This is a genomic window from Vibrio sp. 10N.261.46.A3 (genome assembly GCF_041472995.1).
Taxonomy (GTDB): Bacteria; Pseudomonadota; Gammaproteobacteria; order Enterobacterales; family Vibrionaceae; genus Vibrio; species Vibrio coralliirubri.
On record NZ_JBFRRH010000070.1, the window covers coordinates 1 to 25,359 of the forward strand.

Here is a 25,359-nt window from a genome sequence, read left to right on the forward strand (position 1 = left end):
TCAATGATCACGGGTATAGTGATTTTCCTGTTCCTACCTCCGCGGCTTCTTTTTGAACAAGCGGAAGCATAATGAGAATTAACAATGACCCAAATTAATGAACAACGTCTTGTAGAACATTTCTGCGATCTAGTGAAAATTGATAGTGAATCTCGTAACGAAAAAGCGATTGCTGAAGCTTTGGCTGAGCAACTCGGTGAACTAGGTTTTGAAGTTCACAAACTGGCGGTTCCTGAAGAAGTGTCTAACGGTTTCAACATCTACGCTCGTCTAGATGGCACTCTTCCAGGTAGCACAGTGTTCAGCTGTCACATGGACACAGTAACGCCAGGTATCGGCATTGAGCCAATCATCGAAGACGGTATCATCCGTTCAAAAGGCAACACAATTCTAGGTGGTGACGACAAGTCTGGTATCGCAGCTATCATGGAAGCGGTTCGTTGCATCAAAGCTGAAGGCCAAGAGCACAAAACTATTGAGATTGCGTTTACTGTATTCGAAGAAGGCGGTCTGTTCGGCTCTTTGAACTTCGACATGTCTTACATTCAATCTGAGCACGCAATCGTACTTGATACAGGCGGTCCAATTGGCACTATCGTAAACGCAGCGCCTGGTCAGCAGAAGATTGTAGCTAAGATCAAAGGTCGCCCTGCTCACGCTGGTTTAGCGCCAGAAGAAGGCATCAGCGCAATTCAAGTTGCTGCAGACGCAATCACCAAGATGAACCTACTTCGTATCGATGAAGAAACGACAGCAAACGTTGGTATTGTTGAAGGTGGTCAAGCGACTAACATCGTAATGCCAGAGCTTAAAGTGGTGGCTGAAGCACGTTCTCTAAACGGCGAAAAGCTAACGGCTCAAGTTGAACACATGATCTCTACATTCCAAGAGAGTGCAAAACAGTTCGGCGCTGAAGTAGAAATCGAATCGACTCGTGCTTACGATGCATTCGTTATTGCCGATGATCACCCGCATATTCTTTCTATCAAATCAGCATTCGAGAAGCTTGGCGTAACAGCGAACACTAAACGCACTGGCGGCGGTAGCGATGCAAACAACTTCAACGCAAAAGGTCTAACAACGGTTAACCTTTCTACGGGTATGGCGAAAGTTCACACCACTGAAGAATACATTGCAGTGAAAGACATGGTCGCTATCACTGAGTTTGTTGTGGCTTACGTAACGCAATAATCGAATCCATTAGTTATGGTAGTCACTTCTATCTAGCACAATGAAAAAAGCCGAGACATCATCACGATGCTCGGCTTTTTGCTGTTTAGATGAACATAGAAGGTCGAATCTAAAACCCCCTACGCTTCCAGAACTGGCCTTCGTCTTTTGCCACTAGGTCGAATGTCTTATCAGCAATAATGTTGCCTTTTAGCTCGACCGTCATGCGCCATTTGCCCAGCTTGTTCGAGACAGGCGCCCAGATAGTGTCACCTAAGTAAAAATCCCAATCATTGTTACCGACATACTCTTCACCATCAAACGGTTCGAGCACTTCACCCTTGTCTGTAGTGATGTTCGGGTGATAAATGCAGTAACGAATCTTTTCACCTTTGGCTTTTTTGATATTCAGGATATAGCCAAACTCTACGTCGATTTCAGCATCAACGGTGGTGGTGAACTCTTGGATTTTTGGAAGATCTTTAGATTTGGAATCCCACGTTGTGTAGATCCCGTAAGATGTCATGTCGACCACAACAGAGCGCTTTGCCATTTCAATCGTTACCTTGAAGTTGTTCTATTAATTTAATTCTATTTGCCATTCAGCCACGCCAGCAAAGGAAAAACGAGGCTATTCTTGCCAATCTTTCGCCATACGCTTAATCACTGAAGGTTCAATGTCGTGAATAGTGCCATATTGCTCTCGGCAGACTTCTATAACCAAATCCGCTTTGTATTTACGTGCAAGTTGGCGGTAGGCTTTCATTTCCCAATGCTTAATAAAGGTATTCGAAACCACCACATCAAGCCCTTGCTTTAAGCCGTTTTCCGCCGTGTTTTGACACCACTCATGAGCTTGTTGCAGCTGTCTAGGGTCAAAGTGGTACTCACCTTGCTCATTCACATAATACATATCGGCTTCGACATGCAATGCATCGTAGGTTTTTGCTTTTGTTGATTTGCCAGAACCGGGCAACCCTCGAATGAGTATCAACTTCATCTGTCACTTTACAGGCTAATTCGAAAACATGAGTTTATCGTAAATAGTAACGAGTTTCTCTGATAACTGCCTTAGCTCAGCATACGAAAACCAAGTACTTACACACGACTCAGACAATCACTGAATACAATGAGACTCCCCTCGAAGCGCGTGGATTGCTTTTGATAGAAAACACAAATAATTTACATCTATCCATTTTGCATATCGACAAGCGTATCAAACTACTATAGATTTAGATGTATAGACGTCTACATATCTAGCTTAGGGAGAAAGCTGTGCCTATTCGCATTCCAGACCAATTGCCAGCATCCGATGTTCTTCGTGAAGAAAACATCTTCGTTATGCCGTTATCAAGAGCATCGACACAGGAAATTCGTCCACTTCGAGTCTTGATCCTCAACCTAATGCCGAAGAAGATTGAAACTGAAACTCAATTTTTACGCCTACTATCGAACAGCCCATTGCAAGTGGATGTAGAGCTGCTGCGCATTGATGACCGACCAAGCAAAAACACACCGACTGAACACCTTGATAACTTCTACCGCCAATTTGAAATGGTCAAAGAAAGAAACTTTGATGGATTGATCATCACTGGTGCGCCGCTTGGCTTAGTTCAATTTGAAGATGTAATCTACTGGGACCACCTGAAAACCATCATGGAATGGGCAAACAAGCACGTTACTTCAACTCTATACGTGTGTTGGGCGGCTCAGGCTGGTTTGAAATTACTCTATGATTTGCCAAAACGCACTCGTAAAGAGAAGCTGTCTGGTGTTTACAACCACGAGATACATAACCCATACCACCCTATTTTACGTGGCTTCGACGATACATTCTTGGCTCCGCACTCTCGCTATGCAGACTTCTCTCAAGAGTACTTAGCGGAGCATACAGACCTTGATGTTCTTGCGACTTCTGATGTTGCGGGCGTATACCTAGCAGCGACCAAAGATAAGCGAAACGTGTTTGTAACGGGTCACCCTGAGTACGACTCTCATACACTTCACAATGAATACATTCGTGATTTGGGTGAAGGCATGGAACCTGTGATACCTATCAACTACTACCCGAACAACAATCCAGACAACAAACCGGTTGCCAGCTGGCGTAGCCACGGACACTTGTTGTTCTCAAACTGGCTAAACTACTGTGTTTACCAACAAACGCCTTACGATCTGGATCACTTCAGCGAAGACAACTTTACCAAAGACGATTAAGTTCTTTCTTCCGATTCACAAACACATAAACCGTGTTCAGTATGTTGTTGATAAAACGACGAATTGGACGCGTTTTTTTATGGTGTGTGGGTCGCATTCCATAATAGATTTGCCACTTCAATGGGTTTGATTTCATATGATGGGTTGGTGTTCATAAGGAGCTTCACATGCCTGCCAAGCCGTCATTCTCAAATCCGATTTCGTTATCCCGCCGCCTTTCGTTATCAAGTGCAGTACTACTCGCCTCTCTTTCGTTGGTCGGTTGTGTATCTGTCACTGAAGGCCCACCAAAGATTGAAAGTGACCCTATCGCTATGTCTGAATCTCGAATCGAATTAGGTTTGGGCTATATGGGACAAGGCAATATGGTAAGAGCGCGTGAAAACCTTGAGCTCGCGATTAAACACGCACCTAGCTACTACCGTGCTCGGCTTTCAATGGCGCATTACTACGAACAAGTGGGTGAAGTAGATGAAGCGAGAAGCACTTACCGCAAAGCACTCAGTCTTGATTCAAGAAACGGCAATGTATTGAACAACTACGGTACCTTCTTGTGTAAACAGGGCGAATACGAGCAAGCCGATAAATACTTTAATCGCGCTATCGATCAACCTTACTACTACTTGGTGTCTGCAAGTTATGAAAATGCCGCGTTTTGCGCATTTAAGGCTGGCAATACAGACCAAGCGAAGTACTACTTTAGCAGAGCGATTGACCACGATCCCAACCGGGTGAAATCGATACTACAGTTATCAAAGATTGAAGTGAGTGACGCCGATTACAATGACGCTCGACTTCGTTTATTCAAATTCCACCAACGTTATGGATATCAAATTCCATCGCTTAAAATCTTGGTCGATCTCGAAAATAAAGCAGGCAACAGAGCTCTAGAGCAGAAATATCAGAGCAAGTTAGATGAGTTGCTTTCTGCTTAGCGTATAGGCAAAACACAAAAAACGGGCTTGTTGCGTTAACAACAAGCCCGTCCGTATTTCTGCTTGATATCTTAACTAAGTACAGCGGCTATTTAAGCGCAATCCACTCTTGTCTTTGTTCGTCGTCCATAAAGGTCCATGCGATAAAGCGACTTACCTTCTGGCCTTGCGACATCTCGACGACTTTCACTTGTTTAGCTCGCAGCTTACCCAACTCTGAACGAACCATATCGACGTTGTCTTTCTTAGAAATCAATGTCGTAAACCACAAGACTTGAGTAGCAAAAAGTTGACTCTCTCTCGCCATCTTCATAATGAAAGCGGCTTCACCACCAGGGCACCAAAGCTCGGCTTTTTGACCACCAAAGTTTAAGGTTGGTTTAGCTTGCTTAGTTGATTTATCTAACTTAACTGGCTTCTTGTTCGTTTCTGGCTTGAACGACTGACCGGCTTTCTTAGCTCGGTTCGCCGCTAGATTATCCAGTTTACGTTGTGAACCCTTTTCCGCTTCTTCAAGAGAGCTGTGGAATGGAGGGTTACAAATAGTGACATCGTAACGTTCATTATCCTTAATCACACCCTTGAAGATAGATTCAGAGTCCGCTTGTAGGCGAGCACGGATCTTACCTTTTAGATTAGGGTTACTTTCAGCAATGAAGTTCGCTGTTTTGATGGAGACTGAATCGACATCGGTCCCTGTACAACGCCACTTATACTCTGTCGCACCAATAATTGGGTAGATACAGTTTGCACCAACACCAATATCTAATGCTTTCACGGACGCGTGGTTATAGGGTTCGCCTTGGCCATCGCTATTAAGGATGTCTGCCACTCTGTGGATGTAGTCTGCACGGCCAGGAATTGGCGGGCACAAGTAACCTGCAGGAATATCCCAATGTTTAACGCCATAGTGATGCGCCAACAAAGCTTTGTTGAGTAGCTTAACGGCCAATGGATCAGAGAAATTAATGGTGTCTTCACCCACTGGGTTCTTGATCAGATACTCTTTTAGCTCGGGCAAGGCTGCAACCAACAACTCGAAGTCATAACGACCAGTGTGCTGGTTTCTTGGGTGTAATCCACCTTGAGGTTTTTCAGCCGAACGTCTTTTTTGGGCTGCGCTTTTGTTAAAAGCCGTTTTATTGAAAGAACCCTTATTCGATGACCCTTTATTCGAACCCGGTTTACATTTGCTGTCTTTTGCAAAAGGTCTCTTTGCCTTGTTACTACCAGCACCTTTAGGGACACTATTCTTGCGGCTTTTATCAGATGTGTTCTTTGTAGAAATACGCTTGTCGCTGCCTTCTTTAGCTTGGTTATCTTTTATTTTTGCTGATGAAGTACTGTTTTTCGACAGGCTTAGCGTCGTTCTATTTTGTGATTGGCTCATTGGGCTACTTCTTTAAATCTAAATACATCATGAATAAACGGGCATCCAACTCAAGTTGATGATATTCCGGTTCCATGTGACAGCATAGTTGGTAAAAGGCTTTGTCGTGCTCTTTCTCTTTAATATGCGCCAGTTCGTGTACCACCAGCATTCTTAGCAAAGGTTCTGGTGCATTTTTAAAAACACTGGCGATACGAATTTCATTCTTTGATTTTATCTTTCCACCGTGATTCTTAGCCACGTAAGAATGAAGACCTAACGCATTGTTGATTAGGTGTATCTTACCGTCGTATATCACTTTGCTGAGCGGTGGTGTTTTTTTCATGTAGCGATTTTTTATCTCAATCGCATAGTCAAACAGGGCTTTCTCGCTTTTTATTTCATGATTCTTTGGGTAGCGAGCTTCAAACCAAGGCACCAATTTACCCGACTCTACAAGTTGAGTAACAGGATCAAGAATGTGCTTAGGATAGCCTTGAATATAGCGTAAAGAAGGATGCATGCTGAAAGACCGTACAAGTTACACCACGACAATACGTTGTGGTCTTGAAAATTGAGCCGCATAGTGTAACTGATCACACTTTTCTAATCACCTAGGATTCGTTACACTTTAGCGAGATTCACCAAGAGAATGAAAAAATGAAACGTGTTGTATTGTACGTCGCAGACAAATGCCCGCACTGTAAAGATGCCCAAAGGTATTTAGACTCTAAGAAAATTGTTTACCGCCTGACGAATGCAAAGATGCAGCGAGGTCGTAAAGAATTGCAAGCGATGGGTGCTCGTTCTATCCCCGTGCTTAAGATCGGCGATCAAGTGATGGTCGGTTGGAATCAGAAGAACTTCGATAAGATGTATAACTCAAAGAACACTTAAAGTGATTTAAGAGATTTATATTTCTACAAACAAAGCCCGAATGTCCAACCTAGGATGTTCGGGCTTTGTGTTTTGGGTATCGGCAACCAAGGTCTTTTTCAGCGCTACCCTTTCACTTTAAGAAGACCGCTGCAAGAAGCGCATCTGTACTTCTCTTTTATACCAAGGACTTTGTCGACGGATGTTCTGCGGACTCTAATGAGCCTGCGTTCTTTGCACTTACACTTCATTGGGCTAGGGTTACCGAATTGATTAACTTAGAGACAGTTAATATCTCTTAGCTCCTCTTCGTTAGCCATATTGTAGAGCGCACATTTTTCACAGAATAATATAACCATCACTGGTAACTTTGTTCAAAAAGACAATCACGGCTATTAATCAAAAGGTTACAATCCACTGACATTTAAAGTGGAAGCGAAGAAATCAACGTTAGTCTAACTAGAGACGATTTGGTCAGCTTAACACAAGCCTTATATTTCGATTCCAACCGCATCGATCATTTACCTTTAATTTTAAAAATCACACCGCAGTTCACACACTGGTATCTTCCTTTTATACCAAAGAAACGATCCAACAACGTTCTATGAATCCTAACCAGATTTTGCTCTTTACATTCACATTTCATACCAACAGAACACCATACTCATAATGAATAGGAATTATTAAATATGCTGTACGCTTAGTAAATTATAAACACAATAAATAGTGATATGAATCGCATAATCAGGGTGATAGTGAGATCTTAGTTCAGATTAATTACCCACATATAAAATTAGCTACACATATCGCTTAACGAAATCGATAAAGGTTCGGTCTGCTTTTGACAGATACCCTTCTTTTCTCCACGCCAAAGATAGGTTCAGCTTCACAGGGTCTTTAAATGGCACGCCTACTACGTCTTCCTCGTATTCTGTAACCAAGCTAAGCAACGCGGTGATGGCAAACTCTCGCTTCACTATAGAAAGAATCATCGGTAATAAATTGGTTTCGAAGGCGATGGTCATATCGAGGTTGTACTTCTTACAAGTCGCATCGATAAAATCACGGTGGAAGTAGCCTGATTTGAACATGATCAGCTCTTGAGAAAAAAACTCTTCAAAGGTGATGGATGGTTGCGTTGCGAGTGGGTGATCTTTGCCAACTACAGCTAACATTTCTGAGCTTAACAGGTGGTCAGTTTCAAGATCATCAGGCACGTTTTCATGGTTGATTACGCCAATATCGAGTTCGCCGTTTAACAACATTTCACGAATAGAAGCGGTGCCAGCATCAATCAGAGTCAACTTTAGGTTTGGGTACTGGCTTTTAAATGCCATCACGACTTGGGGAAAAAAATAACTGCCCATCATGCTTGGAGCGCCTAATCGCACTTCTCCCTTTTCCAGTCCCTTTAGCTCATTCATCGCAAGCTGCGCGTCATCAAACTGCTGGGCTATTCGCTTCGCATGCTCAAACAATACCTTTCCCTCTTCCGTTAAGGTGACAGATTTATCTCCGCGACGAAACAGAATCAACTCAAGCGTCTGTTCGAGTTTTTTAATAGAGATACTCAATGCAGGCTGAGCGATATGCAGCGCTTTGGCGGCCTGAGTGAAGTTACCAAACTGCGCAACAGCCAGAAAATGTCGAAGTGGTTTTGATTCAAGCATGGCGATATATTAAATATATAGAGGTGATATTTTTAATATATTTCTTTAATCATACTTGTGCTGATAACTTGTTCACAAATAGCTTACTAACTCGTGCAGGCACAACGTAAATGTTTGATAAAGGCAGTCCTCAATACAAACGAATTACCCAATCATTGGCGATTGGTTCATTTATCATTTTCTGTAACCTTTATCTCTTTCAGCCAATCTTGCCGCACATGGCGGAGCACTTCCAAGTATCTGAAACTCAAATCAACTGGCTGTTTGCTGCAACAACACTTGGGCTCTCCATTAGTTTAGTGCCTTGGGCAATCGCTTCTGAAACCTTTGGCCGAAAACCCATCATTCTGTTCAGTCTGTTCGCTATTCCTTTGATTGGATTGAGCATGGTGTTCACAACCACCCTACTACAGCTTGTTATTGCCAGAGCATTCATGGGAATTGCGGTCGCTGCTTTTGCGGGCGTGGCGGTTGCCTATATGGTCGAAGAGTTATCACCCAAAGCATTCGCAGTCGCGATAGGCGGTTATATAGCGGCTAACTCTCTAGGCGGTATCTTCGGGCGTGTACTCGGTGGCTTGATTACGGATTATTTCGACTGGCATGCGACAGTTTTGTTTTTCGTTGTCGGCTCTTTGCTTGGCGCACTCTATATTGCGTATAGCCTGCCTGACCAACAAAACTTCAAACCACAGAAAGGGCTGTTCTTTCATCATAACCGATCTGTAATGATGCACTTAAGAAACCGTACACTTTGGTTAGCTATGCTGATTGGTGGTGCTAACTTTGCCCTGTTCGTTAACCTGTATTCAGTAATGGGCTTTAGGCTGGTATCTGCGCCTCATTCAGTGCCTGTGGGTTTAGCATCGCTGATATTCCTATGTTACTTGTCCGGTACGGTAAGCTCTAAGCTCTCCAACAAATGGACACTTCGCTTTGACCCTTTAAACGGAATTTTAATGGGTGTGTGTATCAGCCTAATTGGGATGTTGGTTTCAGCCGTCGATAAAGTCCCGTTCATGTTAGCAGGCTTGTTATTGATTAGCGGCGGCGCGTTCTTTGCCCACACTCTTGCCTACTCTTGGGTGAGTCAAAAAGCGCCGAGCGCGAAAGCGACAGCAACGGCAATTTACTTAGTCCACTACTACATAGGTGGCAGTTTAGGTGGTTTCTTACTCTTATATTGTTGGCAGTTGTTCGGTTGGAATGGCGTGATTGCAGGCGGTTCAATCTTCTATGTCGCGATATTTGCTTGGGTCTACCAATTAAAACAACTTCAAGTATCGGCCTCTAAACTCGCACAAGCATAAGTGCGACAGAGGTTGTAACTCAATTATTGCTTTTGATTAACGTCCGTTCTGATATCCTACGCAAAATTTCATTTCGGAACCTGTTATGTCGAACACTCAAAGCACAGACCTTCAAACCATCCACGACCAAGTTAAACAGTGGTTAGACGATGTCGTTATTGGCCTAAACCTGTGTCCATTCGCAGCCAAGCCACAACGTAATAAACAGATTAAGATCTTTGTGAGTGAAGCAAATACGGAAGAAGCGTTGTTGGAAGACATCATGACGCATTTCGTAGAGTTAGATAACACGCCAGTCGCAGAGTTGGAGACGACTTTGGTGGTTGTACCTAACATGCTGCAAGATTTCTTCGACTACAACATGTTCATTGATTGGATTGAAGCACTGATCAAGCAAGAAGATTGGGAAGGCGTTTACCAAGTAGCAACCTTCCACCCAGACTATTGTTTTGGTGGTGCGGATCCTGGAGACGATGAAAACCTAACGAACCGTTCTCCGTACCCGGTTTACCATTTGATTCGTGAAGCGAGTATGGAAAAGGTGTTAAAGCACTACCCTAACCCTGAGGCGATTCCTGATACTAACATCGCGAGAGTCGAGTCTTTAACGCCAGAAGAACGCCGTAAACTGTTCCCTTACTTGTTTAGCTAATAGTTCAGTTAATCGCTAACAAGGTGGCTCATATTCCTGAGCGCTCTTGATGATATGGACGAGAAATAAACTGATCTCGTCCATTTTGTTTCGCAATGTACAGACATTCATCGGCAACTTTGATCAGCTTATCTAACGCCGACATCCTTTCCCCTTTGGTATCCCCTGTACTCAACTCAAAATGACACGCACCAATCGATATAGTGACAGGTTTTCTATCCAGTGTGATTTTCTTCATCTCTCGCAAAAGAGTCATGAACTTATCTTCAACACAACTTGGTGTTTTATTTGGATACCAAAGAATGAACTCTTCACCACCAAAACGCGCCACAAACTCACCCTCTTGAGTGTTATTGCTTAGCACGTTCGCCACTTTCTTTAATACAACATCACCCATTTGGTGGCCATAGGTGTCGTTGACCTGTTTAAAGAAATCGATATCGACAACGGCCAAGGTTCCCTTTCCTAAAGAACCTTTTAACTGCTCCACTTCTGCATTCAATGTTTTGAACAAACAACGTCTATTTGGCAAGTGTGTCAGAGGATCATACAGAGCTTGGTACTCTAACTTCTCATTCAGCTCTTTGAGCTTTCGTTCTTGCTGCCTTCTAACCAGCTCCACTTCGATCCATGACGCCATTAGCCTCATCACGTCGACATCGAACTCTTTGAACTCGCGATGATAGGGGGCTGGGCTTGAAAAATTTAAAGTGCCATAAAGCTCATCATTAACGAAAATGGGAACCCCAATATAAGACTCCAAACCAAAAGACTGGTAAGCGGGATGCTTCGCATATTTATCGTGTTTGCCACAATGCTCAATGCAGATAGGGCCAATCGATTTACAGGTAATTTCGCAATAGGTTGAACGATAATCGAAGGTGTCACCGCTATTGAGTTCTACTCCTTCAGGCGTAACACAATGTTCAACAACATAAGTATTGCCATCGACTTTCGATAAGATACCAATATCAAGGTTGAAGCGTTCAAGCCCCATAATAAGCAGCTGAGCGATTTGAATATCGAAGCCCTTTCGATAATCATTGGTGATTTGATACAAGCGGCGTATAACAATTTCGCTTTCACTGGCTTGGTTCATAAATGGGATTCCACTACTGCTGACATTAATGGCAACATTAATATTTCGTATATTAAGAAGAGTAAAGTGTAAAAAAACATAATAATCAATTAGTTTGTATGCAAAATACCTCATTGGTCCAATGAATAAAAGTCGACTTCTTCGACTTTGCGTTAGCACCCTATTCCTAGCTTTGGTAAAATAATCCATTAACGAAACAGAATGGATAGGAAAATGAACCTTTCTCAACTAAACCAAGAAATCTACGATCACCTTTACCGCGACATTGAAGAGTTCCGCAGTACTTTTGATCTGCCTGTTGCTGCTCCTGAAACAATGGACGAAAAAGGCGATACGCTACATACCTCTCTAGCGATCGAAGAACTAACAGAACTTGCAGAAGCTGACTCTAAAATCGAACAAGCGGACGCTATTGTAGACAGCGTTTATGTTTTGATGGGACGCTTGGTTCACCTTGGTCAAGCTAAGGTTGAAGACAACCTAGCAATCAGCTACCTGATCGACCTACTGTTGAATGTTTCTAAAAACCGCTCAATTGACTTCTTGCCTTGCTGGGACGAAGTACACTCAAGCAACATGAGCAAAGTATGTCGCAACGAAACTGAATACGCTGAAACAGAAGCTTTCTATGCTGAGCAAAACATCAAGCTGATGGCTGTTCAAAAAGGCGAATACATCATCGCTAAGTGTGCGGAAGATTTCGTATCTGAAGGCAAGACAGTTCGCCAAGGTAAAGTACTAAAATCTGTACACTACCGTCCTGCGAACCTTGAGCCACTAACGGCTTAAGTAAGGTTAAGACTGAAGCGGTTAAAAGCTTCAGCTAACTTGAATAGCAAACGCCACGTTTAAATAACGTGGCGTTTTATTATCTGTCAGTCAATTCTAACTGTGTAAATTGCAGCTGTGTGTCAGTTGTACCTGTATGTTAATTGTAGCTAAATGCTATACCAGTCGCGCCATATGATAAGCTGCCACATATTCGCCATTTCTGAAAGCGAACCCTGCGGACTCTCCTTCAATCACGAAACCGAACTTCTTATACAGGCTGATCGCTCTTTCATTATCGGTGTACACCGTTAACTCCATTCGCTTGATGTTAATCCAGTTATCACACAGATCGATTGCTGTTGCGAGCAGTTGGCTACCCACACCTTTGCCTAACACATCGTCTTTAACACCCATACCAAATGAAGCAACATGTCGTCTTCTTGGGTTCACACACACTTCCATTCCCAAGTTGCCAACGATCTCATCGTCGATCATCGCGACATACGAGTACACGTTGTCAGGCATATTAGAGATTCGTTTTTGCCAGCTTTCCAGAGATGGATTTGGGAGTTGCAGCGTACCGGTATAAGCATTAGTGCATTCGTAAACTTCTTTTATTCCCTTTGCATCTGACGGTTCAGACCGTCTCACTATAATACTCATCGCAACTCCTACTATTTTCATCGCTAAATATGAAACACATCCTTAATGTGCACCTAAACACACTAACAAATAGTAAATATTTAACAATAGGTTAGATGAAATTGTTTTTATTAGGGCTGATGTGGGGAATGTATGTGGATGATCTGAAGAAGTAAATTTGAGGAATCAAGGTTAATTAAACTGGAGGTAATTCGATATGGGCACCTCGGGTGTGCCCACGCCGCTAAATCTATGGAGTTAGTTAGCATGATCTAACTAATTCTGTTCTGGTTAATCATGAACTAGTTCATCTTGATCTAGTTAATCACGCTCACATTGAACTTGCATGACTTTAAGGTCTGTTGCATTTAGCTTCTCAGCTAGCGCTGCGCCTTCTTCATTACATTGCTCAAGAGTCGTAAATTGGGTGTTAACTTCCATTTCTGCTGTGCTGTCAGCGCCACCCATCATTAGACTTAGAATCAGTGTTAGTTCGTACATAAGTTAATCCTCTTTCGAGTTTTGAAAGCATCCATTCGAATAAGATAAAGTGATCAGATTAAGTCCTAGCTCACTTGTTTCGTTTGAGATAATTCTAGTCATTCGCTCGATTCGAGTCTTACCATTTTGTGCCAAGAGGTAACAAAGTAAGTACGCTTATCTTATTGGGCTTAGTTGATACTGAGTAAACGCCCTCTCTCAATATCTTGCTCAAGTACCTCTGGTGTTAAATCGCCATGTCCATGGTGGTCATGTTTATGGTGATGCCCATGATCGTGTCCGTGGGAATGACCTTGATGTTCATTTGCTCTTTGAGCTAACTTGTCTGAGTCCAAATAAGTATCAGTCAAATCAGCACAATAATCTTCAGTCCATAAGCGACGAGCCTCGTCATCACTCATGATTTGCTCGGCTTTAGGACCCAACTTGTTCATGTAGAACATCCCTAACTCCTCTCCTTCCACATTGGCGTGGTTGATCAGGTTCATGAAAGCAGGTTCTTGATTCTCATCTGATAGATGACCATTTTTGTAACACACGGTTAGACCAATAATGTCATCACCAAGTTGTTCTAGTGCAGGGTTGAAATGATTGTGACTGTGATTATGTTCGGCAGCGGCTACAAGCATTGGAGTAAGTAAAACACATGCGATAGCCAGTAGTTTAATAGTGTTATTCATGGATAGACCTTCTAAATTTGAGAGAACAATTTGATTAGTTGCTTGGCTTAACTTCTGGTGAGATGAGCAGATGGGAACGTCAGGACCATTTCAGCCTGAGCCCCTCTCTCATCTCACTACAAATAATCAATATGATTGGATAACGAGGCTCGATATAACGAGAGCTCTGAAAACAAAAATCACTTATCAACCACGATTCTTGCTGGCGCGATGGTGTAAGCCATCTGCTTCATCTCCCATTGCCCTTTTGCTTCCAAGGCAACCGCTAATGCTTGCGCCTCTTCACATACCTTCGCTGGTTTTCCATCAGCCCAGAATGAAGGACCCGAGGTATATCCACACATAACAGAAAAAGCGTGTTGGCCATCCTTTATTGTGTATTCCGTCATAATGCCTCCACCTTCACCGTGCGTTATTTTTAGCGAGCCTTCATCGGCAACATGCATTGCATCGGAAGGGTTCGGTTTGACATACGTTGTGTAGGTGCCGCCATCTGACATGTATTGGTTGTCATACATGGTGTAGCCTTCTTTTTCTGAAGGTAAGGTCAGTTCGTAGTTAGGATCAATATCCGCTAAACGTTCCGAGTTATTCGTCGCACCAGGTTGATAGTTGTGAGCATTTGATTGTCCGTTAGCGAAAACAGAACCTGCCACTAAAGATAGAATGACGACCGCTAAAATTGATTTTTTCATAATGAACTCCAGATATTCTAAGCAAAGATGTTGCTAGCAATGATTTTTATGATTGAGTAAGAGAGTGAGCTGTTTCCTAAGTTTTTAGGATGTGAGGGCACATCAGCCCTCACTACAAATGCCCTATTTGCTATCGGTTCCCGCCCCTTCACCAGGCTCAGTTGGACGACTTACCGACTTGCGCTCAAGATTGTGGTGAGCACGCACTCTATCCATGTATTCTTGCTTGGTGTTCATACCTTGCTTCATTGCTTCTGGTACTTGTTCAGCTGGGATCACGATGTCACGGTCGACTGGCCACTCAGTTAACAGCTCTGGATGGTAGCCTTCTGGGTAGTACAGTTTTGGATCCAGCTCTAAATCACGAATCTCTTGTTCTTGTATGTCTTCACGGCTGTTTTTCGGTAATGGAATTCTAAAATCAGACCCATCTGCCATATCAAATTGTGGCGCTCGCGCGTTCGGGAAATCAGGTAAAATACCTTCACGAACCCACGCGTTATCTTTAGTCATGTTAACGACAATGCCATCTGGCGCACCGAAGTGGTAAGGCCCTTGCCAATGGTGTCGAACCTCTGCAACGGTTTCCTCATTGAGATATGGGTCGAATGTCATGTGCGTTGTCATGAACAAGCGCGGTTGTACTTCATTGGCCACATAACCCGCCGCGTACGCTGGCGTATGGTGAGTATCAACGGTGTAACGTGCTAAGAATGGCGGCACACCTTGAATAATCGAAGACACACCAAACGTTTCGGTTTGCAGCTCAGTAATGAACAAGTCTGCACCTTTTGCGTATTTCAAATCCAACTCGGTTGGACGACCGTCTCCTGTCCAAACAAACGAAAGCACTCGACCGTCATCTTGAGTCCAATTTAAGCGATAGCCAGACGCGCCATCTTTTGCATGGCTGCGTCGCCAGTGAATGACTTCGACATTGTCTTGGTCATAGATAACGCCTCCGTCATCGCGGAAATCAAACTCGTGTACCACAATGTCGTTGCCTGATGGGAACACATCAAATGCATCGGTGTGCCAGTTCAACATTTGCTGCATGCCTTCAATCATATGACGAGTGCCATATTCTGGAGTCGCACCACTCGGACCATAAATGTTAAGCGGCTTTTCCCAGCGACCATTCCAACCACCAAATTGATACAGGTAAGGTAACGAGCCGTAATGGTCTACGTGTAAGTGAGTAATGAAGATATGGTCGAGTTCATTCATCGCGACACCCGCCGCTACGTAGTTCGCAATTGATCCTTCACCTAAATCAAAGACAAAGTTAGAGCCGTTACCCAATTCGACGTATATCGAGGTGTTTGCCTGCCCCGGGCGAATCATTGGTGATGTCCCCATGAACGTGACACGCATTTCATCCGGTTGAACTTCTTCAGTGCGTGGGAACCAGTTGGCGCCGGACACCATGTGATCGCCATAAGGTGCAATGCCTTCAAACATCAGGCCTTCTTTCCAACCTGAATTGGTTTCTTTGCGATAGTCACCATTGTTTACACCGCCCATTAACACAGAAAGCACTTCTTCTTCTGAAGAGTACAAGTTCCCCTTGGGTTGGTTGCTCAAATACTCTTCAAGGGTTTCACCCTCGTGATATTCAAATTTCTCGAGTTTTTGAATATCAGAGTTAGTTTGCTTGGTGTTGTATTGCATCATTGGGTCAGCAGCAAAAGCGGTTGTCGTGATGATCATTGCTGTAGAGATGATTGATAATTTTGCGAAAGTTCTCATAGTTTCACCTATCGGTCTGAGTATTTAGTAAATGAATGAAGTTCCTTCCTCACTCCGATGCAAACAAGTTTATTAATAAACAGAACCTTGATATATAGTGTAAACTTTACTTAAAACCTCCATTTCATTTATGAATTAGAAAGGCTTCACAATGATTTGGATGAGTGGCAATAAGAATAGAGGGAACTGAATTTGGACCTTAATCTACTGACGACATTTTTGGCCGTTTACAAACACAGCTCTATCACCGTGGCATCAGAGCAGCTCGATATTTCTCAACCCGCGGTAAGCGCGGCGATTAAGAGACTTGAAGGTGTCGTGGGCAAGGCTTTATTTGTAAGAGAAGGACGAGGTATCGCGCCTACTGGAGCAGCGGTATCACTCGCTAATAAGATAGAAGACCCATTGAACATCATTGGAACGGTTGAGCAGCAAAAGAATGACCTTAAAGTCTATTGCACAGAGAGCTTGCTTCATTTCGTTAGTCAGGTTGAAGGCGTAAGCTTCACGGAAGCGCCGCTTGAAGAGGAAGAACTGTTTGATGCGCTTACTGCACAAAAAGTGGATATCGTCATTGATGTACTTTCGAGTAAGAAACATTCACTGATTGAAGAAACCATCGTCGATGAGGAACCCGTGTGTCTGACTCGAATTAACCACCCTCGAATTGGTGAAACGCTGAGTAAAGAAGAGTATTTCCAAGAGGAACATATTGCACTTAAGATCAAACGCGCCAATATGAACACGGTCGAGTTTTTATCAGAGAGCGATATCGAGCCGAGAAAAGTCAGAATTGAAACCAGCTCAATTTCAAGCATGCTGATTTTGGCAAGCACGACGGATTATATCGCCGCTTCTACTCGTTCTTTTGCAGAAATGCTTGCACCAGCGCTTGGCTTACGCGTTCACCCTATCCCCATCAAATTAAGACCGATCACGTTTCGAATGCTCTATCACCGCCGTTATGCTAATGACGAACAGCACATCAAAACCCGCGAAGCAATCAAATCAGCATTAAGAAAACATAAATGAAACTGAGGTTTTAACTAAAGTTAACCCTATTAATATAAATTCAGTTTAATTACATACTCTCCAGCAAGTTAATTCAATAGAACGACACTGGAGAATCCATGAAAAAGCTTAACCTTATTGCTCTACCACTTACGTTACTCAGCAGCGCAGCGTTTGCGACTTCGACTCAAGTTTACATCGAACAAAACGTTGCCTCTAATGCTGCTGATAACGGTGTCTACACCACAGAAGCTGGCGCATTAATCGATACCTCAGAAAATGGACAAGTCTATATAGGTTTTGATGACCAGGGTTGGTTAGCCGCGGGTTACGGCCACGACTTTCACATCAGCGAATCCTTCACGTTCAACCTATACGGTGAACTCGGTAAATGGGACAACGGTGAAGAGTTATTAATCGAAGGTATTATCGATTATCAAGTGAACGACAACTTCAATGTATTCAGTGGATTGGGATATAACCAGTCAGGGCAAGTACTCGAGAATGTAAGCGACACCACGATCAACACCAATAAGTTCATCGCCGGTGCGGGGTACTCACTCGCAGGCTGGGATTTAGCTTACCAATACACTCACGAAAACAGTGATGGATCCAATGGCGGGTTTACCCACAACGATGACAACGTTATCTTTCATCAAGGCGACTACCGTACCAATGAACACGAAGTCGTTCTCTCTAAGAGCATCGACGACTGGACACCCTACGTGAAATACACCTACTTCAATACCAACGAAGGTGACCTTTACTTGAACGGCCAATCGATGGGCCCGATCGACAACGACAATATCATTACGCTTGGTTTGTCTTACGACTTCTAAACATCTCAGATTCAATTCTCATAGGCAGATGGATTTGCCCACCTTTCGAGGGCACTACTATGAAAATGACTCCTCAACGTAACAAAGTCATTAATATCGCTGCAGCGATCAGTATCGTTTTGTTTTCCGCGATTCCCACCTACGCAAGTGCTGATCACTTAGATTCCCATTATCTAGAATCGAGTTATCTAGAAACCAGCTTTCTAGACTCCTCCTTCGTCGCATTCAGGACACCAGATTTTGATCAGGGGTATCTTAACGATGAGATTAAAGAAAACCTTATTCTGGAATAATTCGTCAACACATTACAAAACGTAAAAGACCAGAAACTCACGCTCTGGTCTTCTTATATAGCTCTTGTTTTCTATATAACTCTCATCTTCTTACAGAGCTTTACTCAGCGATTAAGACTCTGTTTCTGAGTCACTTTTCTCTAAGCTAATCACATTCAAAACTGCGAATGCTGAGGCTAGGAATAAGCCCAATATCCAAACAAAATACCACATGAGAAACTCCTTAATACAGTGAATGGCCATTACGTTCGACATACTCGCTATCGAGTCGTCCAAACATGGTTCGATAACTAAAAGCGGTATAACACAGGATGATTGGCACCATCACAAACGCCACACCTGTCATGATGTTCAAGGTCAGTTCACTGGAGGTTGAATCCCACAACGTTAGGCTATGACTCGGGTTAACGCTAGACGGGATAACAAACGGGAACATCGAGAAACCAGCCGTTAAAATGATGCAAGCATTAGTCAGGCTTGAACTGATAAAAGCAATCGCATCCCATTTCAATCTTGCGCCAATCAAAGCCAGTAATGGAATGGTCACGCTGCCGATCGGTGCAAACCACATCCAAGGGTACGTATCGAAGTTGGTTAACCAAGCGCCTGCTTGTGTGACGACTTCTTTGTTCAAAGGATTCGAAGCCGAGCTATGATCCATCGCACTGACTATCACATACCCATCACTATGGTTAATCGCCATACAGCCAACCACCATAAGGAAAGCGACAAGTACCGCACTCGCCTGCGTCACCGTTCTTGCCTTTTTGTACACTGCGTCTGTGGTTTTCATCATCAACCACGCACTGCCTTGTAACAGCGCCATCAATAACCCAACCAAACCACACAAAAGCGCAACTGGATTAATTAAATCGATTAACGAACCATGGTACTCAACCATCAATAAGCTATTGAGTGTAAAAGGTAAGCCTTGCATCAAATTGCCAAACGCCACCCCAAACAAAATAGGAGGGAAGAAGCCTGAGAACGAGATTGCCAAGTCACACACCCGTCGCCACTGATCGCTGTCGATCTTTGCTCGATACTCAAGCGCCAAAGGACGCAACCACAATGAGATAAGCACCAAATACATCGCTACATAAAGGCTTGAAGACGATGTCGCATAAACCAAAGGCCAAGCTGCAAACAACGCACCACCTGCGGTAATTAACCATACTTGGTTGCCGTCCCAATGGGGCGCGATGGAGTTGATCATGACTCGTCTCTCAGCGTTCGTTTTACCAATAAACGGTAACAACGCCCCCACTCCCATATCAAAACCATCGGTGATCATAAAACCAATCAGCAGTACACCAATCAGAACCCACCAAATTAAACGCAATGTGTCATATTCGAACATGAGTCAATCACCTTATTGTTGAACTTGTTGTGCCAATTTGGCTTCAAGTGAAGTTGTATTTTGTTCATAGTGATAGCGACCCGTTTTTAAACTGCTTGGCCCTTTTTTAGCCACGGTAATCATCAAGTAACTTTCAACAATGATGAATAGGGTATACAGGCTGATAATGAGAGCAAGAGACGTAAGCAGGTTTTCAACGGTTTGAGAAGAAGCCGCGACCGTCACGGGAAGGATTTCACCTACTGCCCAAGGCTGACGGCCGTATTCCGCAACAAACCAGCCAGCTTCAATGGCAATCCAAGGTAATGGAATCGACCATAGCGCCGCTTTCAGTAACCAAGGCTTTTGCGTAATGTTTTTACGGTAGGTTTGCAGGAAGGCCGCACCAAAGACAAACAACATAATGAAGCCAGAGCCCACCATGATTCGGAATGACCAGAAAAGTGGCCAGACAGTTGGGATTGAATCATCTGCCGCTTGTTGGATTTGCTGTTCAGTCGCATCGGTTACAGCAGGGGTATAACGCTTGAGCAATAAGCCATAGCCGAGATCGTGCTTGGTTTGATCAAAGGCTTGTTCCGTCTCATAAGAGGTATCGCCTGCTCGTAAACGCTCCAGCAATTCATAAGCGATGATTCCGTTCCGAATGCGAACAAGGTGTTGGTCGCGTAGGTCATGAAGGCCCGTTACTTGCTCATCCAGAGATCGCGTCGCAATAATTCCCATCACATAAGGGATTTTGACCGCGAAGTCGGTTTTGCCTTCCTCTTGGTTTGGTAATCCGAACAAGGTAAATGCCGCAGGTGCGGGTTCTGTGTGCCATTCCGCTTCAATTGCCGCAAGTTTCACTTTTTGAACATCACCCAGTTCATAGCCCGACTCATCACCTAATACGATCACCGAGATAATAGAAGCAATGCCAAACGAAGCTGCGACAGCAAACGAACGTTTTGCAAAAGCAACGTCACGACCTTTAAGCAAGTAGTAAGAGCTCACACCAAGGATAAACATTGATCCACAGGTATACGCTGATGCCACGGTATGCAGGAATTTAACTTGTGCGACAGGATTAAGCACCACGTCAGCAAAGCTGGTCATTTCCATACGCATGGTTTGGTAATTGAACTCTGATCCAATCGGGTTTTGCATCCAACCGTTAGCAACCAAAATCCACAATGCAGAGAAGCTTGAGCCCAGAGCCACCAGCCAAGTGACTAAAAGGTGTTGGCGTTTAGATAGCCTTTCCCAGCCGAAAAAGAATAAGCCGACAAAGGTGGATTCTAGGAAGAACGCGACAAGCGCTTCGATGGCTAAAGGTGCACCGAAAATATCGCCGACATAGTGAGAATAGTAAGACCAATTGGTGCCGAACTGGAATTCCATGGTTAAACCGGTCGTGACACCCAAGGCAAAGTTAATGCCGAACAGTTTGCCCCAGAAGCGGGTCATGTCTTGATAGATTTGCTTACCGGTGAGTACATAGGTCGACTCCATGATCGCCAGTAAGCACGACATACCGATAGTCAGAGGGACGAAAAGAAAGTGGAACATAGCGGTTAGCGCAAACTGTAAACGCGACAATTCAACTACATCAAACATTTAAGCTCCAAACATCATAATGATGGCTTTCATATTAAGAATTGGAGCGTATTTCAGCACAGTTCTCACGAACCAAACTAGAACAGATTGATTGTTAAAAAACAGAACAGATTTGCTTATTAGACGAACGACTGGTCAGAATTTAGCTGCAACTATTGGCTTGCAATTCCATTGTCTGAATCAAGCCGCCTAATGTTTGAATGGCTTCTGCTATTTTGTCGTCACAAGCGTACGAACAGTTGAGACGAATGTGATGAGAGAACTTTTTGTCACTGCTGAATATGATTCCCGGTGCGACAGAGATGTTTTGTTCAAGGGCTAGTTCATACAACTTCTCAACACAAACAGAGTGAGGCAGTTCAATCCAAATGAAGTAACCACCTTGGCTTTTATGCACCATCGCACTTGAAGGTAAGCTAGATTCTAACAATGCAATATGTGCCTTCTTCCTTTCATTCAAAAGCTTGCGAAGTTTTTTAAGATGGTTGTCATAACTATAAAAGGTTAGGTAGTGAGACAGTCCAAGTTGAATAGGAATACTGCTTGAGAGCGTCGAAAGGTGCTGCAATCTCTGAATCTTTAACGCTTGTTTCCTTGCAACTACCCAACCGATTCGAAAGCCAGGTGACAATGATTTGGAAAATGAACCACAAAGCATGATCTGCTCGTCAGTGTCATACGCTTTAGCAGGCAATGAGCTTTGATTACCGACGTGAAGCTCTCGATACACATCGTCTTCAATCATCGGGATCTTATGTTGGTTCACCAACTCGGCCAATCGCTGCTTGTTTCCATCACTCATCGAATAGCCAACAGGGTTTTGCGATTCTGTCATGAACCAGCACGCCTTGATGTCCATTGAAGCGAACACCGATTCCAACACATCTAAATCAATCCCTGTTGTCGGGTCTGTTGGAATCTCTACGGCAGTGAGGTTTAGTCTTTCAATTGCCTGTAACACACCATAGAACGCAGGATACTCGATAGCGACCAAGTCACCCGGTTCGGTACAGGATTGTAGGCAAAGATTAAGCGCTTCCATCGCCCCAGAAGTAATCACAATATCGTCTGGCAGTACGTTCAAACCTTGAACTTGATAACGTTGGGCAATTTGCCTGCGAAGTGTTTCACTGCCTGGAGGCAAATTGGTGAGCATACTGTTGTCGGGCATTTGACGGCTGGCATTAGCTAAACTGCGTGACAATGCTTGATGCGGAAACAAGGCGGGATCAGGGAATGCCGAGCTAAGTGGAATAATGCTAGGGTCTTTGGCTCGTTGAAGTACATCGTATAGCAGGTCACTGATTCTAACAGGATACGGCTTGATGGCTTTTTGCTTTGAATGATCCGAAACGAATACATTTCTGCGCGGTAACACGAAATAGCCAGACTTAGGCTTTGAGCACACATAGCCTTGGTCTTCAAGCTGCTGATAGGCTTGCAGTACCGTCTCGATACTGAGTTTATAGCGCTTACACGCATCTCTAATTGATGGGATCTTCTCACCACTCAACCAAATATTTTGCTCTATCTGATTCTTGATTGTATTGGCGAGTATCTGTGATTTTTTCATCAAAAAGTCTTTCGTGTTCGAAGATAGTAAACACATCATGTTACAGGCAAAGGGATACTCTGCCCTAATCGAAATTTATTTGCCTTGGTTTAAAGTAGACAGCACCTTAGCAAAACGTCTAACTAACTTAAGGCGAATACCAATTGAGTGACCACCAATACCAAGCACAGCACTACCGTTGAATAAAAGGTTAACGCAAAACCAAAAGCCCTTGCCGGTGCTCCATGACTGTAGCCTTTGAAAAAGAAGATACGCCCAATAAAAAATAACACTGAACACACGAGTCCCGCCGATAACCAAGCAAAAGGCATTAATAAACACCACGCGGTATAGACACCAAATGCGATGACCAGTTGCTCTAAGGTATTTTGAAGCAAGCTTTGCAGCATGATGGCTTGCTTTGTTCCAGACGTTAACCCACTGCCATCGATATCTTCTGGGCTGAAGAAGCGAAACTTGGCTAAGCGTCCAATAGAGACGATTAACATCAAGGTCGGTAGTATCAGAGACTGCCCTAAAACAGTCACCCTATCTTCTAGCAAACTGGTTTGAGCGTAATTGAGAGGGTCTAAAACGATGGCTGCCCAGATTGCAACAATGGCGGTTAGCATAGCCCACGCCATTCCCTTAAAGACTCCAACTTGCTTACTGGTTAGTTCCATAAAACCCTCGTCATCCATCCAACAGATTTACTCATTATTAACTATCAACCAGTCGATATTTGTGACGTTCTCTTACTATATGAAAGGATAAAACCAATAGAAATCAAATCTATTTCGCTTATTAAGCCTTTCCAATAAAAAAGACACCACACTCGTCAAAAAGTGTGGTGCCTTGGTTATTCCTTTAAAGCTAATTAACTAACGATAGTTAAATTAGTTCGCTGGACGCCAAACGCCCCATTTGTCATTTTCGTAGGTCGCTTTAGGGTTTGTACCACCTTGAATCCACCATTGTGCTTTCCATGACTGGTTCGAGTAAGTCACGACTTCACCACCAAGGTAAGTCGCTGATGAGTCCCACGAGCCCGGGTCTGGCGTAGGGTCTGGGTCAGGAGTCGGATCAGGATCCGGCGTTGGATCTGGGTCTGGTGTTACGCCACCGTCATCAGCAATCACCTCGAAAGTAAAGGTTTCAACACTGTCGCTTTCAATCGAGCTAGCCATAAACGATAGAGTTTCGTTTGCAGTGATGCCAGTGGTATCCACTACGATAGAAGCCGTGCCGTTATTTTGAATGCTTACAGAAGAACCTTGAGTTTGAGTTAGATTTGCCGCTTCGCTTGTTGCAATCACAACCTTATCGCCAGCATTCACTACATTGTCACTCTTCACTAGCTCGTAGATGTCACCTTTCAGTGGTTCAACACCACCGTCGCCACCATCAATCAGCGTTAACTGACCAGAAGCACGGCTATCTTTTGAGTTGAAGAAGTTACGTGAAGGATCGTTTTGGAAATACATGTAGTGCTGCATTTCAGCATGCCAGTCACCAATGAAGATCGCGCCATCTTTAAACTCTTCGTGCCAGCCATTAATTTCTGAAGCTAACAAACGAGCCCAATCGTTAACGTTTGAAGCATCGATGACGATGTCGAAGCTACGCGCTACTTCACCATACTTGTTGATGATGTCGTACTTAACGGTGTCACCAATTTCTGGCGTTCCAAATTGGTCTGAAACAAACAAATCACCACGCACTAGATCAGGCTCTGGACCCGGCTCTGGTGGAGGGGTTGTACCACCCGCGATAGTGATGTCTGAACAGTTGTAGAAGCCTTCGCCCGCAGCATCATCACGTTGCCAGCGAACGAATAGAATCGCATCGCCAGAACGGTCTGAAGGAATAGTGACATTAATGCGGTACTTGCCGCCATTAACCGGAACATTACCCTCTTCTTGGATAAGATCTAAGTCTCCCCACGCTAGGCCTTTGCTTAGGTCTGCGTTTGGTTTCGTTAGGTAGAACTCCCAGAAAGAAGGGTTGTGTGGCGCAGTCGCATTGAATACATATTCAAACGTACCAGTATTTAGCTCGGTACGAGTCCAACCAGTATGAGGCGCACCCATGCCGCGTTTTTGCGAATCATTGGCGTAACATAACGTGCCGTCAGGAATCGCCGCTTTTACAGCATTGATGTTATTGAAATCCTGAACATTTTTAGCGTATTCGTTACGTTGAACAAATGGGTATGAACCCGAAATGTCTTTTGCTTGAGCACACGCAGCATTAGGTGGTGTACCCGACCAAATCCCGCCTTGCTCGTAACACGTGTTCTGACGCGCACTTGGAAACTCAGACCAGCCATGAGCATTTGCCACCGAAGGCACACTCGATAGCATAGCCAT

Annotated in this window: 27 protein-coding genes; 10 read left to right on the forward strand and 17 right to left on the reverse strand. The window is 43.9% G+C overall.

Annotation, left to right across the window (positions count from 1 at the left end):
* Nucleotides 1–84: 84 nt before the first annotated feature.
* Nucleotides 85–1,191, forward strand: a complete 1,107-nt coding sequence (locus AB4484_RS16820) for a M20/M25/M40 family metallo-hydrolase (RefSeq protein ID WP_017059177.1) — start codon at nt 85–87, stop codon at nt 1,189–1,191.
* Nucleotides 1,192–1,300: 109 nt separating this feature from the next.
* Here the strand turns inward: AB4484_RS16820 and AB4484_RS16825 are convergent, their stop codons facing one another.
* Nucleotides 1,301–1,723, reverse strand: coding sequence for a DUF3859 domain-containing protein (locus AB4484_RS16825; RefSeq protein ID WP_050645258.1), 423 nt, complete (start codon nt 1,721–1,723; stop codon nt 1,301–1,303).
* 78 nt (nt 1,724–1,801) lie between these two features.
* A complete protein-coding gene (locus tag AB4484_RS16830) occupies nt 1,802–2,170 on the reverse strand; it encodes an ATP-binding protein (protein WP_122082900.1) in 369 nt (122 codons plus the stop codon).
* Between the two features lie 275 nt (nt 2,171–2,445).
* Here AB4484_RS16830 and metA point away from each other — a divergent pair, with 275 nt between their 5' ends.
* On the forward strand, nt 2,446–3,387 hold the full coding sequence (metA, locus tag AB4484_RS16835; RefSeq protein WP_017066439.1) for a homoserine O-succinyltransferase: 942 nt from the start codon (nt 2,446–2,448) through the stop codon (nt 3,385–3,387).
* Nucleotides 3,388–3,554: 167 nt separating this feature from the next.
* A complete protein-coding gene (gene pilW / locus AB4484_RS16840) occupies nt 3,555–4,322 on the forward strand; it encodes a type IV pilus biogenesis/stability protein PilW (protein ID WP_372079368.1) in 768 nt (255 codons plus the stop codon).
* Nucleotides 4,323–4,410: 88 nt separating this feature from the next.
* Here the strand turns inward: pilW and rlmF are convergent, their stop codons facing one another.
* Both rlmF and AB4484_RS16850 read right to left on the reverse strand, forming a co-directional pair.
* Entirely contained in the window at nt 4,411–5,712 is a 1,302-nt protein-coding gene (gene rlmF, locus AB4484_RS16845) for a 23S rRNA (adenine(1618)-N(6))-methyltransferase RlmF (protein WP_372079370.1), read from the reverse strand.
* 4 nt (nt 5,713–5,716) lie between these two features.
* Nucleotides 5,717–6,214, reverse strand: a complete 498-nt coding sequence (locus tag AB4484_RS16850; RefSeq protein ID WP_372079372.1) for a YgjP-like metallopeptidase domain-containing protein — start codon at nt 6,212–6,214, stop codon at nt 5,717–5,719.
* A 137-nt stretch (nt 6,215–6,351) separates the two neighbouring features.
* On the opposite strand from AB4484_RS16850, the gene AB4484_RS16855 reads away from it, so the two are divergent.
* Nucleotides 6,352–6,588: a glutaredoxin family protein gene (locus AB4484_RS16855; RefSeq protein WP_016786183.1), complete on the forward strand. Its 237-nt coding sequence runs from the start codon at nt 6,352–6,354 to the stop codon at nt 6,586–6,588.
* A gap of 776 nt (nt 6,589–7,364) precedes the next feature.
* Here AB4484_RS16855 and AB4484_RS16860 read toward each other — a convergent pair.
* The gene (locus tag AB4484_RS16860) at nt 7,365–8,237 is read right to left on the reverse strand and encodes a LysR family transcriptional regulator (RefSeq protein ID WP_372079374.1); all 873 of its coding nucleotides are present in this window, start codon (nt 8,235–8,237) and stop codon (nt 7,365–7,367) included.
* Nucleotides 8,238–8,347: 110 nt separating this feature from the next.
* Between AB4484_RS16860 and AB4484_RS16865 the strand changes: the two genes are divergently transcribed.
* Nucleotides 8,348–9,547: an MFS transporter gene (locus AB4484_RS16865; RefSeq protein WP_372079376.1), complete on the forward strand. Its 1,200-nt coding sequence runs from the start codon at nt 8,348–8,350 to the stop codon at nt 9,545–9,547.
* An 85-nt stretch (nt 9,548–9,632) separates the two neighbouring features.
* Nucleotides 9,633–10,199 (forward strand): DUF1415 domain-containing protein, encoded by a 567-nt coding sequence (locus tag AB4484_RS16870; RefSeq protein WP_372079378.1) that lies wholly within the window; start codon nt 9,633–9,635, stop codon nt 10,197–10,199.
* A gap of 28 nt (nt 10,200–10,227) precedes the next feature.
* Here the strand turns inward: AB4484_RS16870 and AB4484_RS16875 are convergent, their stop codons facing one another.
* Nucleotides 10,228–11,298, reverse strand: coding sequence for a diguanylate cyclase domain-containing protein (locus tag AB4484_RS16875; RefSeq protein WP_372079380.1), 1,071 nt, complete (start codon nt 11,296–11,298; stop codon nt 10,228–10,230).
* A 213-nt stretch (nt 11,299–11,511) separates the two neighbouring features.
* Here AB4484_RS16875 and AB4484_RS16880 point away from each other — a divergent pair, with 213 nt between their 5' ends.
* Entirely contained in the window at nt 11,512–12,087 is a 576-nt protein-coding gene (locus AB4484_RS16880) for a nucleoside triphosphate pyrophosphohydrolase family protein (RefSeq protein ID WP_304564037.1), read from the forward strand.
* A gap of 156 nt (nt 12,088–12,243) precedes the next feature.
* On the opposite strand, the gene AB4484_RS16885 is transcribed toward AB4484_RS16880, so the two are convergent.
* The 5 genes from AB4484_RS16885 to gntH form a co-directional block, all read right to left on the reverse strand.
* A complete protein-coding gene (locus AB4484_RS16885) occupies nt 12,244–12,732 on the reverse strand; it encodes a GNAT family N-acetyltransferase (protein WP_017068284.1) in 489 nt (162 codons plus the stop codon).
* 300 nt (nt 12,733–13,032) lie between these two features.
* Nucleotides 13,033–13,212 carry a hypothetical protein gene (locus AB4484_RS16890; RefSeq protein ID WP_017095358.1) on the reverse strand — a complete coding sequence of 60 codons (180 nt, stop codon included), beginning with the start codon at nt 13,210–13,212 and terminating at the stop codon, nt 13,033–13,035.
* Between the two features lie 170 nt (nt 13,213–13,382).
* On the reverse strand, nt 13,383–13,892 hold the full coding sequence (locus tag AB4484_RS16895; RefSeq protein WP_372079382.1) for a hypothetical protein: 510 nt from the start codon (nt 13,890–13,892) through the stop codon (nt 13,383–13,385).
* 179 nt (nt 13,893–14,071) lie between these two features.
* Complete coding sequence (locus AB4484_RS16900) at nt 14,072–14,587, reverse strand: hypothetical protein (protein ID WP_048611397.1); 516 nt, start codon at nt 14,585–14,587, stop codon at nt 14,072–14,074.
* A 123-nt stretch (nt 14,588–14,710) separates the two neighbouring features.
* A complete protein-coding gene (gntH, locus tag AB4484_RS16905) occupies nt 14,711–16,336 on the reverse strand; it encodes a guanitoxin biosynthesis MBL fold metallo-hydrolase GntH (protein ID WP_050621463.1) in 1,626 nt (541 codons plus the stop codon).
* A 192-nt stretch (nt 16,337–16,528) separates the two neighbouring features.
* Here gntH and AB4484_RS16910 point away from each other — a divergent pair, with 192 nt between their 5' ends.
* The 3 genes from AB4484_RS16910 to AB4484_RS16920 all read left to right on the forward strand — a co-directional run bounded on the left by AB4484_RS16910 (nt 16,529) and on the right by AB4484_RS16920 (nt 18,479).
* On the forward strand, nt 16,529–17,368 hold the full coding sequence (locus AB4484_RS16910; protein WP_017070907.1) for a LysR family transcriptional regulator: 840 nt from the start codon (nt 16,529–16,531) through the stop codon (nt 17,366–17,368).
* A gap of 98 nt (nt 17,369–17,466) precedes the next feature.
* Nucleotides 17,467–18,186: a hypothetical protein gene (locus AB4484_RS16915; RefSeq protein ID WP_372079384.1), complete on the forward strand. Its 720-nt coding sequence runs from the start codon at nt 17,467–17,469 to the stop codon at nt 18,184–18,186.
* A gap of 59 nt (nt 18,187–18,245) precedes the next feature.
* Complete coding sequence (locus AB4484_RS16920) at nt 18,246–18,479, forward strand: hypothetical protein (protein ID WP_372079386.1); 234 nt, start codon at nt 18,246–18,248, stop codon at nt 18,477–18,479.
* A 111-nt stretch (nt 18,480–18,590) separates the two neighbouring features.
* Here AB4484_RS16920 and cydX read toward each other — a convergent pair whose 3' ends face one another.
* From cydX to AB4484_RS16950, 6 genes are all read right to left on the reverse strand, one after another.
* Nucleotides 18,591–18,692, reverse strand: a complete 102-nt coding sequence (cydX, locus tag AB4484_RS16925; protein WP_017083482.1) for a cytochrome bd-I oxidase subunit CydX — start codon at nt 18,690–18,692, stop codon at nt 18,591–18,593.
* Nucleotides 18,693–18,702: 10 nt separating this feature from the next.
* A complete protein-coding gene (cydB, locus tag AB4484_RS16930) occupies nt 18,703–19,839 on the reverse strand; it encodes a cytochrome d ubiquinol oxidase subunit II (protein WP_372079389.1) in 1,137 nt (378 codons plus the stop codon).
* 12 nt (nt 19,840–19,851) lie between these two features.
* Complete coding sequence (locus AB4484_RS16935; protein WP_372079392.1) at nt 19,852–21,438, reverse strand: cytochrome ubiquinol oxidase subunit I; 1,587 nt, start codon at nt 21,436–21,438, stop codon at nt 19,852–19,854.
* Nucleotides 21,439–21,580: 142 nt separating this feature from the next.
* Entirely contained in the window at nt 21,581–23,011 is a 1,431-nt protein-coding gene (locus AB4484_RS16940; protein WP_372079395.1) for a PLP-dependent aminotransferase family protein, read from the reverse strand.
* Between the two features lie 122 nt (nt 23,012–23,133).
* On the reverse strand, nt 23,134–23,691 hold the full coding sequence (locus AB4484_RS16945; RefSeq protein ID WP_048611886.1) for an MAPEG family protein: 558 nt from the start codon (nt 23,689–23,691) through the stop codon (nt 23,134–23,136).
* A gap of 195 nt (nt 23,692–23,886) precedes the next feature.
* Nucleotides 23,887–25,353 carry a lytic polysaccharide monooxygenase gene (locus AB4484_RS16950; RefSeq protein WP_372079438.1) on the reverse strand — a complete coding sequence of 489 codons (1,467 nt, stop codon included), beginning with the start codon at nt 25,351–25,353 and terminating at the stop codon, nt 23,887–23,889.
* Between the last annotated feature and the right edge of the window lie 6 nt (nt 25,354–25,359).

What these genes read in the sequence shown, in the direction of transcription:
- AB4484_RS16820 (WP_017059177.1), top strand. Translation starts at nt 85, where the DNA reads ATGACCCAAATTAATGAACAACGTCTTGTAGAACATTTCTGCGATCTA.
- AB4484_RS16825 (WP_050645258.1), bottom strand. Translation starts at nt 1,723, where the DNA reads ATGGCAAAGCGCTCTGTTGTGGTCGACATGACATCTTACGGGATCTAC.
- AB4484_RS16830 (WP_122082900.1), bottom strand. Translation starts at nt 2,170, where the DNA reads ATGAAGTTGATACTCATTCGAGGGTTGCCCGGTTCTGGCAAATCAACA.
- pilW (WP_372079368.1), top strand. Translation starts at nt 3,555, where the DNA reads ATGCCTGCCAAGCCGTCATTCTCAAATCCGATTTCGTTATCCCGCCGC.
- rlmF (WP_372079370.1), bottom strand. Translation starts at nt 5,712, where the DNA reads ATGAGCCAATCACAAAATAGAACGACGCTAAGCCTGTCGAAAAACAGT.
- AB4484_RS16850 (WP_372079372.1), bottom strand. Translation starts at nt 6,214, where the DNA reads ATGCATCCTTCTTTACGCTATATTCAAGGCTATCCTAAGCACATTCTT.
- AB4484_RS16855 (WP_016786183.1), top strand. Translation starts at nt 6,352, where the DNA reads ATGAAACGTGTTGTATTGTACGTCGCAGACAAATGCCCGCACTGTAAA.
- AB4484_RS16860 (WP_372079374.1), bottom strand. Translation starts at nt 8,237, where the DNA reads ATGCTTGAATCAAAACCACTTCGACATTTTCTGGCTGTTGCGCAGTTT.
- AB4484_RS16865 (WP_372079376.1), top strand. Translation starts at nt 8,348, where the DNA reads ATGTTTGATAAAGGCAGTCCTCAATACAAACGAATTACCCAATCATTG.
- AB4484_RS16870 (WP_372079378.1), top strand. Translation starts at nt 9,633, where the DNA reads ATGTCGAACACTCAAAGCACAGACCTTCAAACCATCCACGACCAAGTT.
- AB4484_RS16875 (WP_372079380.1), bottom strand. Translation starts at nt 11,298, where the DNA reads ATGAACCAAGCCAGTGAAAGCGAAATTGTTATACGCCGCTTGTATCAA.
- AB4484_RS16880 (WP_304564037.1), top strand. Translation starts at nt 11,512, where the DNA reads ATGAACCTTTCTCAACTAAACCAAGAAATCTACGATCACCTTTACCGC.
- AB4484_RS16885 (WP_017068284.1), bottom strand. Translation starts at nt 12,732, where the DNA reads ATGAGTATTATAGTGAGACGGTCTGAACCGTCAGATGCAAAGGGAATA.
- AB4484_RS16890 (WP_017095358.1), bottom strand. Translation starts at nt 13,212, where the DNA reads ATGTACGAACTAACACTGATTCTAAGTCTAATGATGGGTGGCGCTGAC.
- AB4484_RS16895 (WP_372079382.1), bottom strand. Translation starts at nt 13,892, where the DNA reads ATGAATAACACTATTAAACTACTGGCTATCGCATGTGTTTTACTTACT.
- AB4484_RS16900 (WP_048611397.1), bottom strand. Translation starts at nt 14,587, where the DNA reads ATGAAAAAATCAATTTTAGCGGTCGTCATTCTATCTTTAGTGGCAGGT.
- gntH (WP_050621463.1), bottom strand. Translation starts at nt 16,336, where the DNA reads ATGAGAACTTTCGCAAAATTATCAATCATCTCTACAGCAATGATCATC.
- AB4484_RS16915 (WP_372079384.1), top strand. Translation starts at nt 17,467, where the DNA reads ATGAAAAAGCTTAACCTTATTGCTCTACCACTTACGTTACTCAGCAGC.
- AB4484_RS16920 (WP_372079386.1), top strand. Translation starts at nt 18,246, where the DNA reads ATGAAAATGACTCCTCAACGTAACAAAGTCATTAATATCGCTGCAGCG.
- cydX (WP_017083482.1), bottom strand. Translation starts at nt 18,692, where the DNA reads ATGTGGTATTTTGTTTGGATATTGGGCTTATTCCTAGCCTCAGCATTC.
- cydB (WP_372079389.1), bottom strand. Translation starts at nt 19,839, where the DNA reads ATGTTCGAATATGACACATTGCGTTTAATTTGGTGGGTTCTGATTGGT.
- AB4484_RS16935 (WP_372079392.1), bottom strand. Translation starts at nt 21,438, where the DNA reads ATGTTTGATGTAGTTGAATTGTCGCGTTTACAGTTTGCGCTAACCGCT.
- AB4484_RS16940 (WP_372079395.1), bottom strand. Translation starts at nt 23,011, where the DNA reads ATGAAAAAATCACAGATACTCGCCAATACAATCAAGAATCAGATAGAG.
- AB4484_RS16945 (WP_048611886.1), bottom strand. Translation starts at nt 23,691, where the DNA reads ATGGATGACGAGGGTTTTATGGAACTAACCAGTAAGCAAGTTGGAGTC.
- AB4484_RS16950 (WP_372079438.1), bottom strand. Translation starts at nt 25,353, where the DNA reads ATGCTATCGAGTGTGCCTTCGGTGGCAAATGCTCATGGCTGGTCTGAG.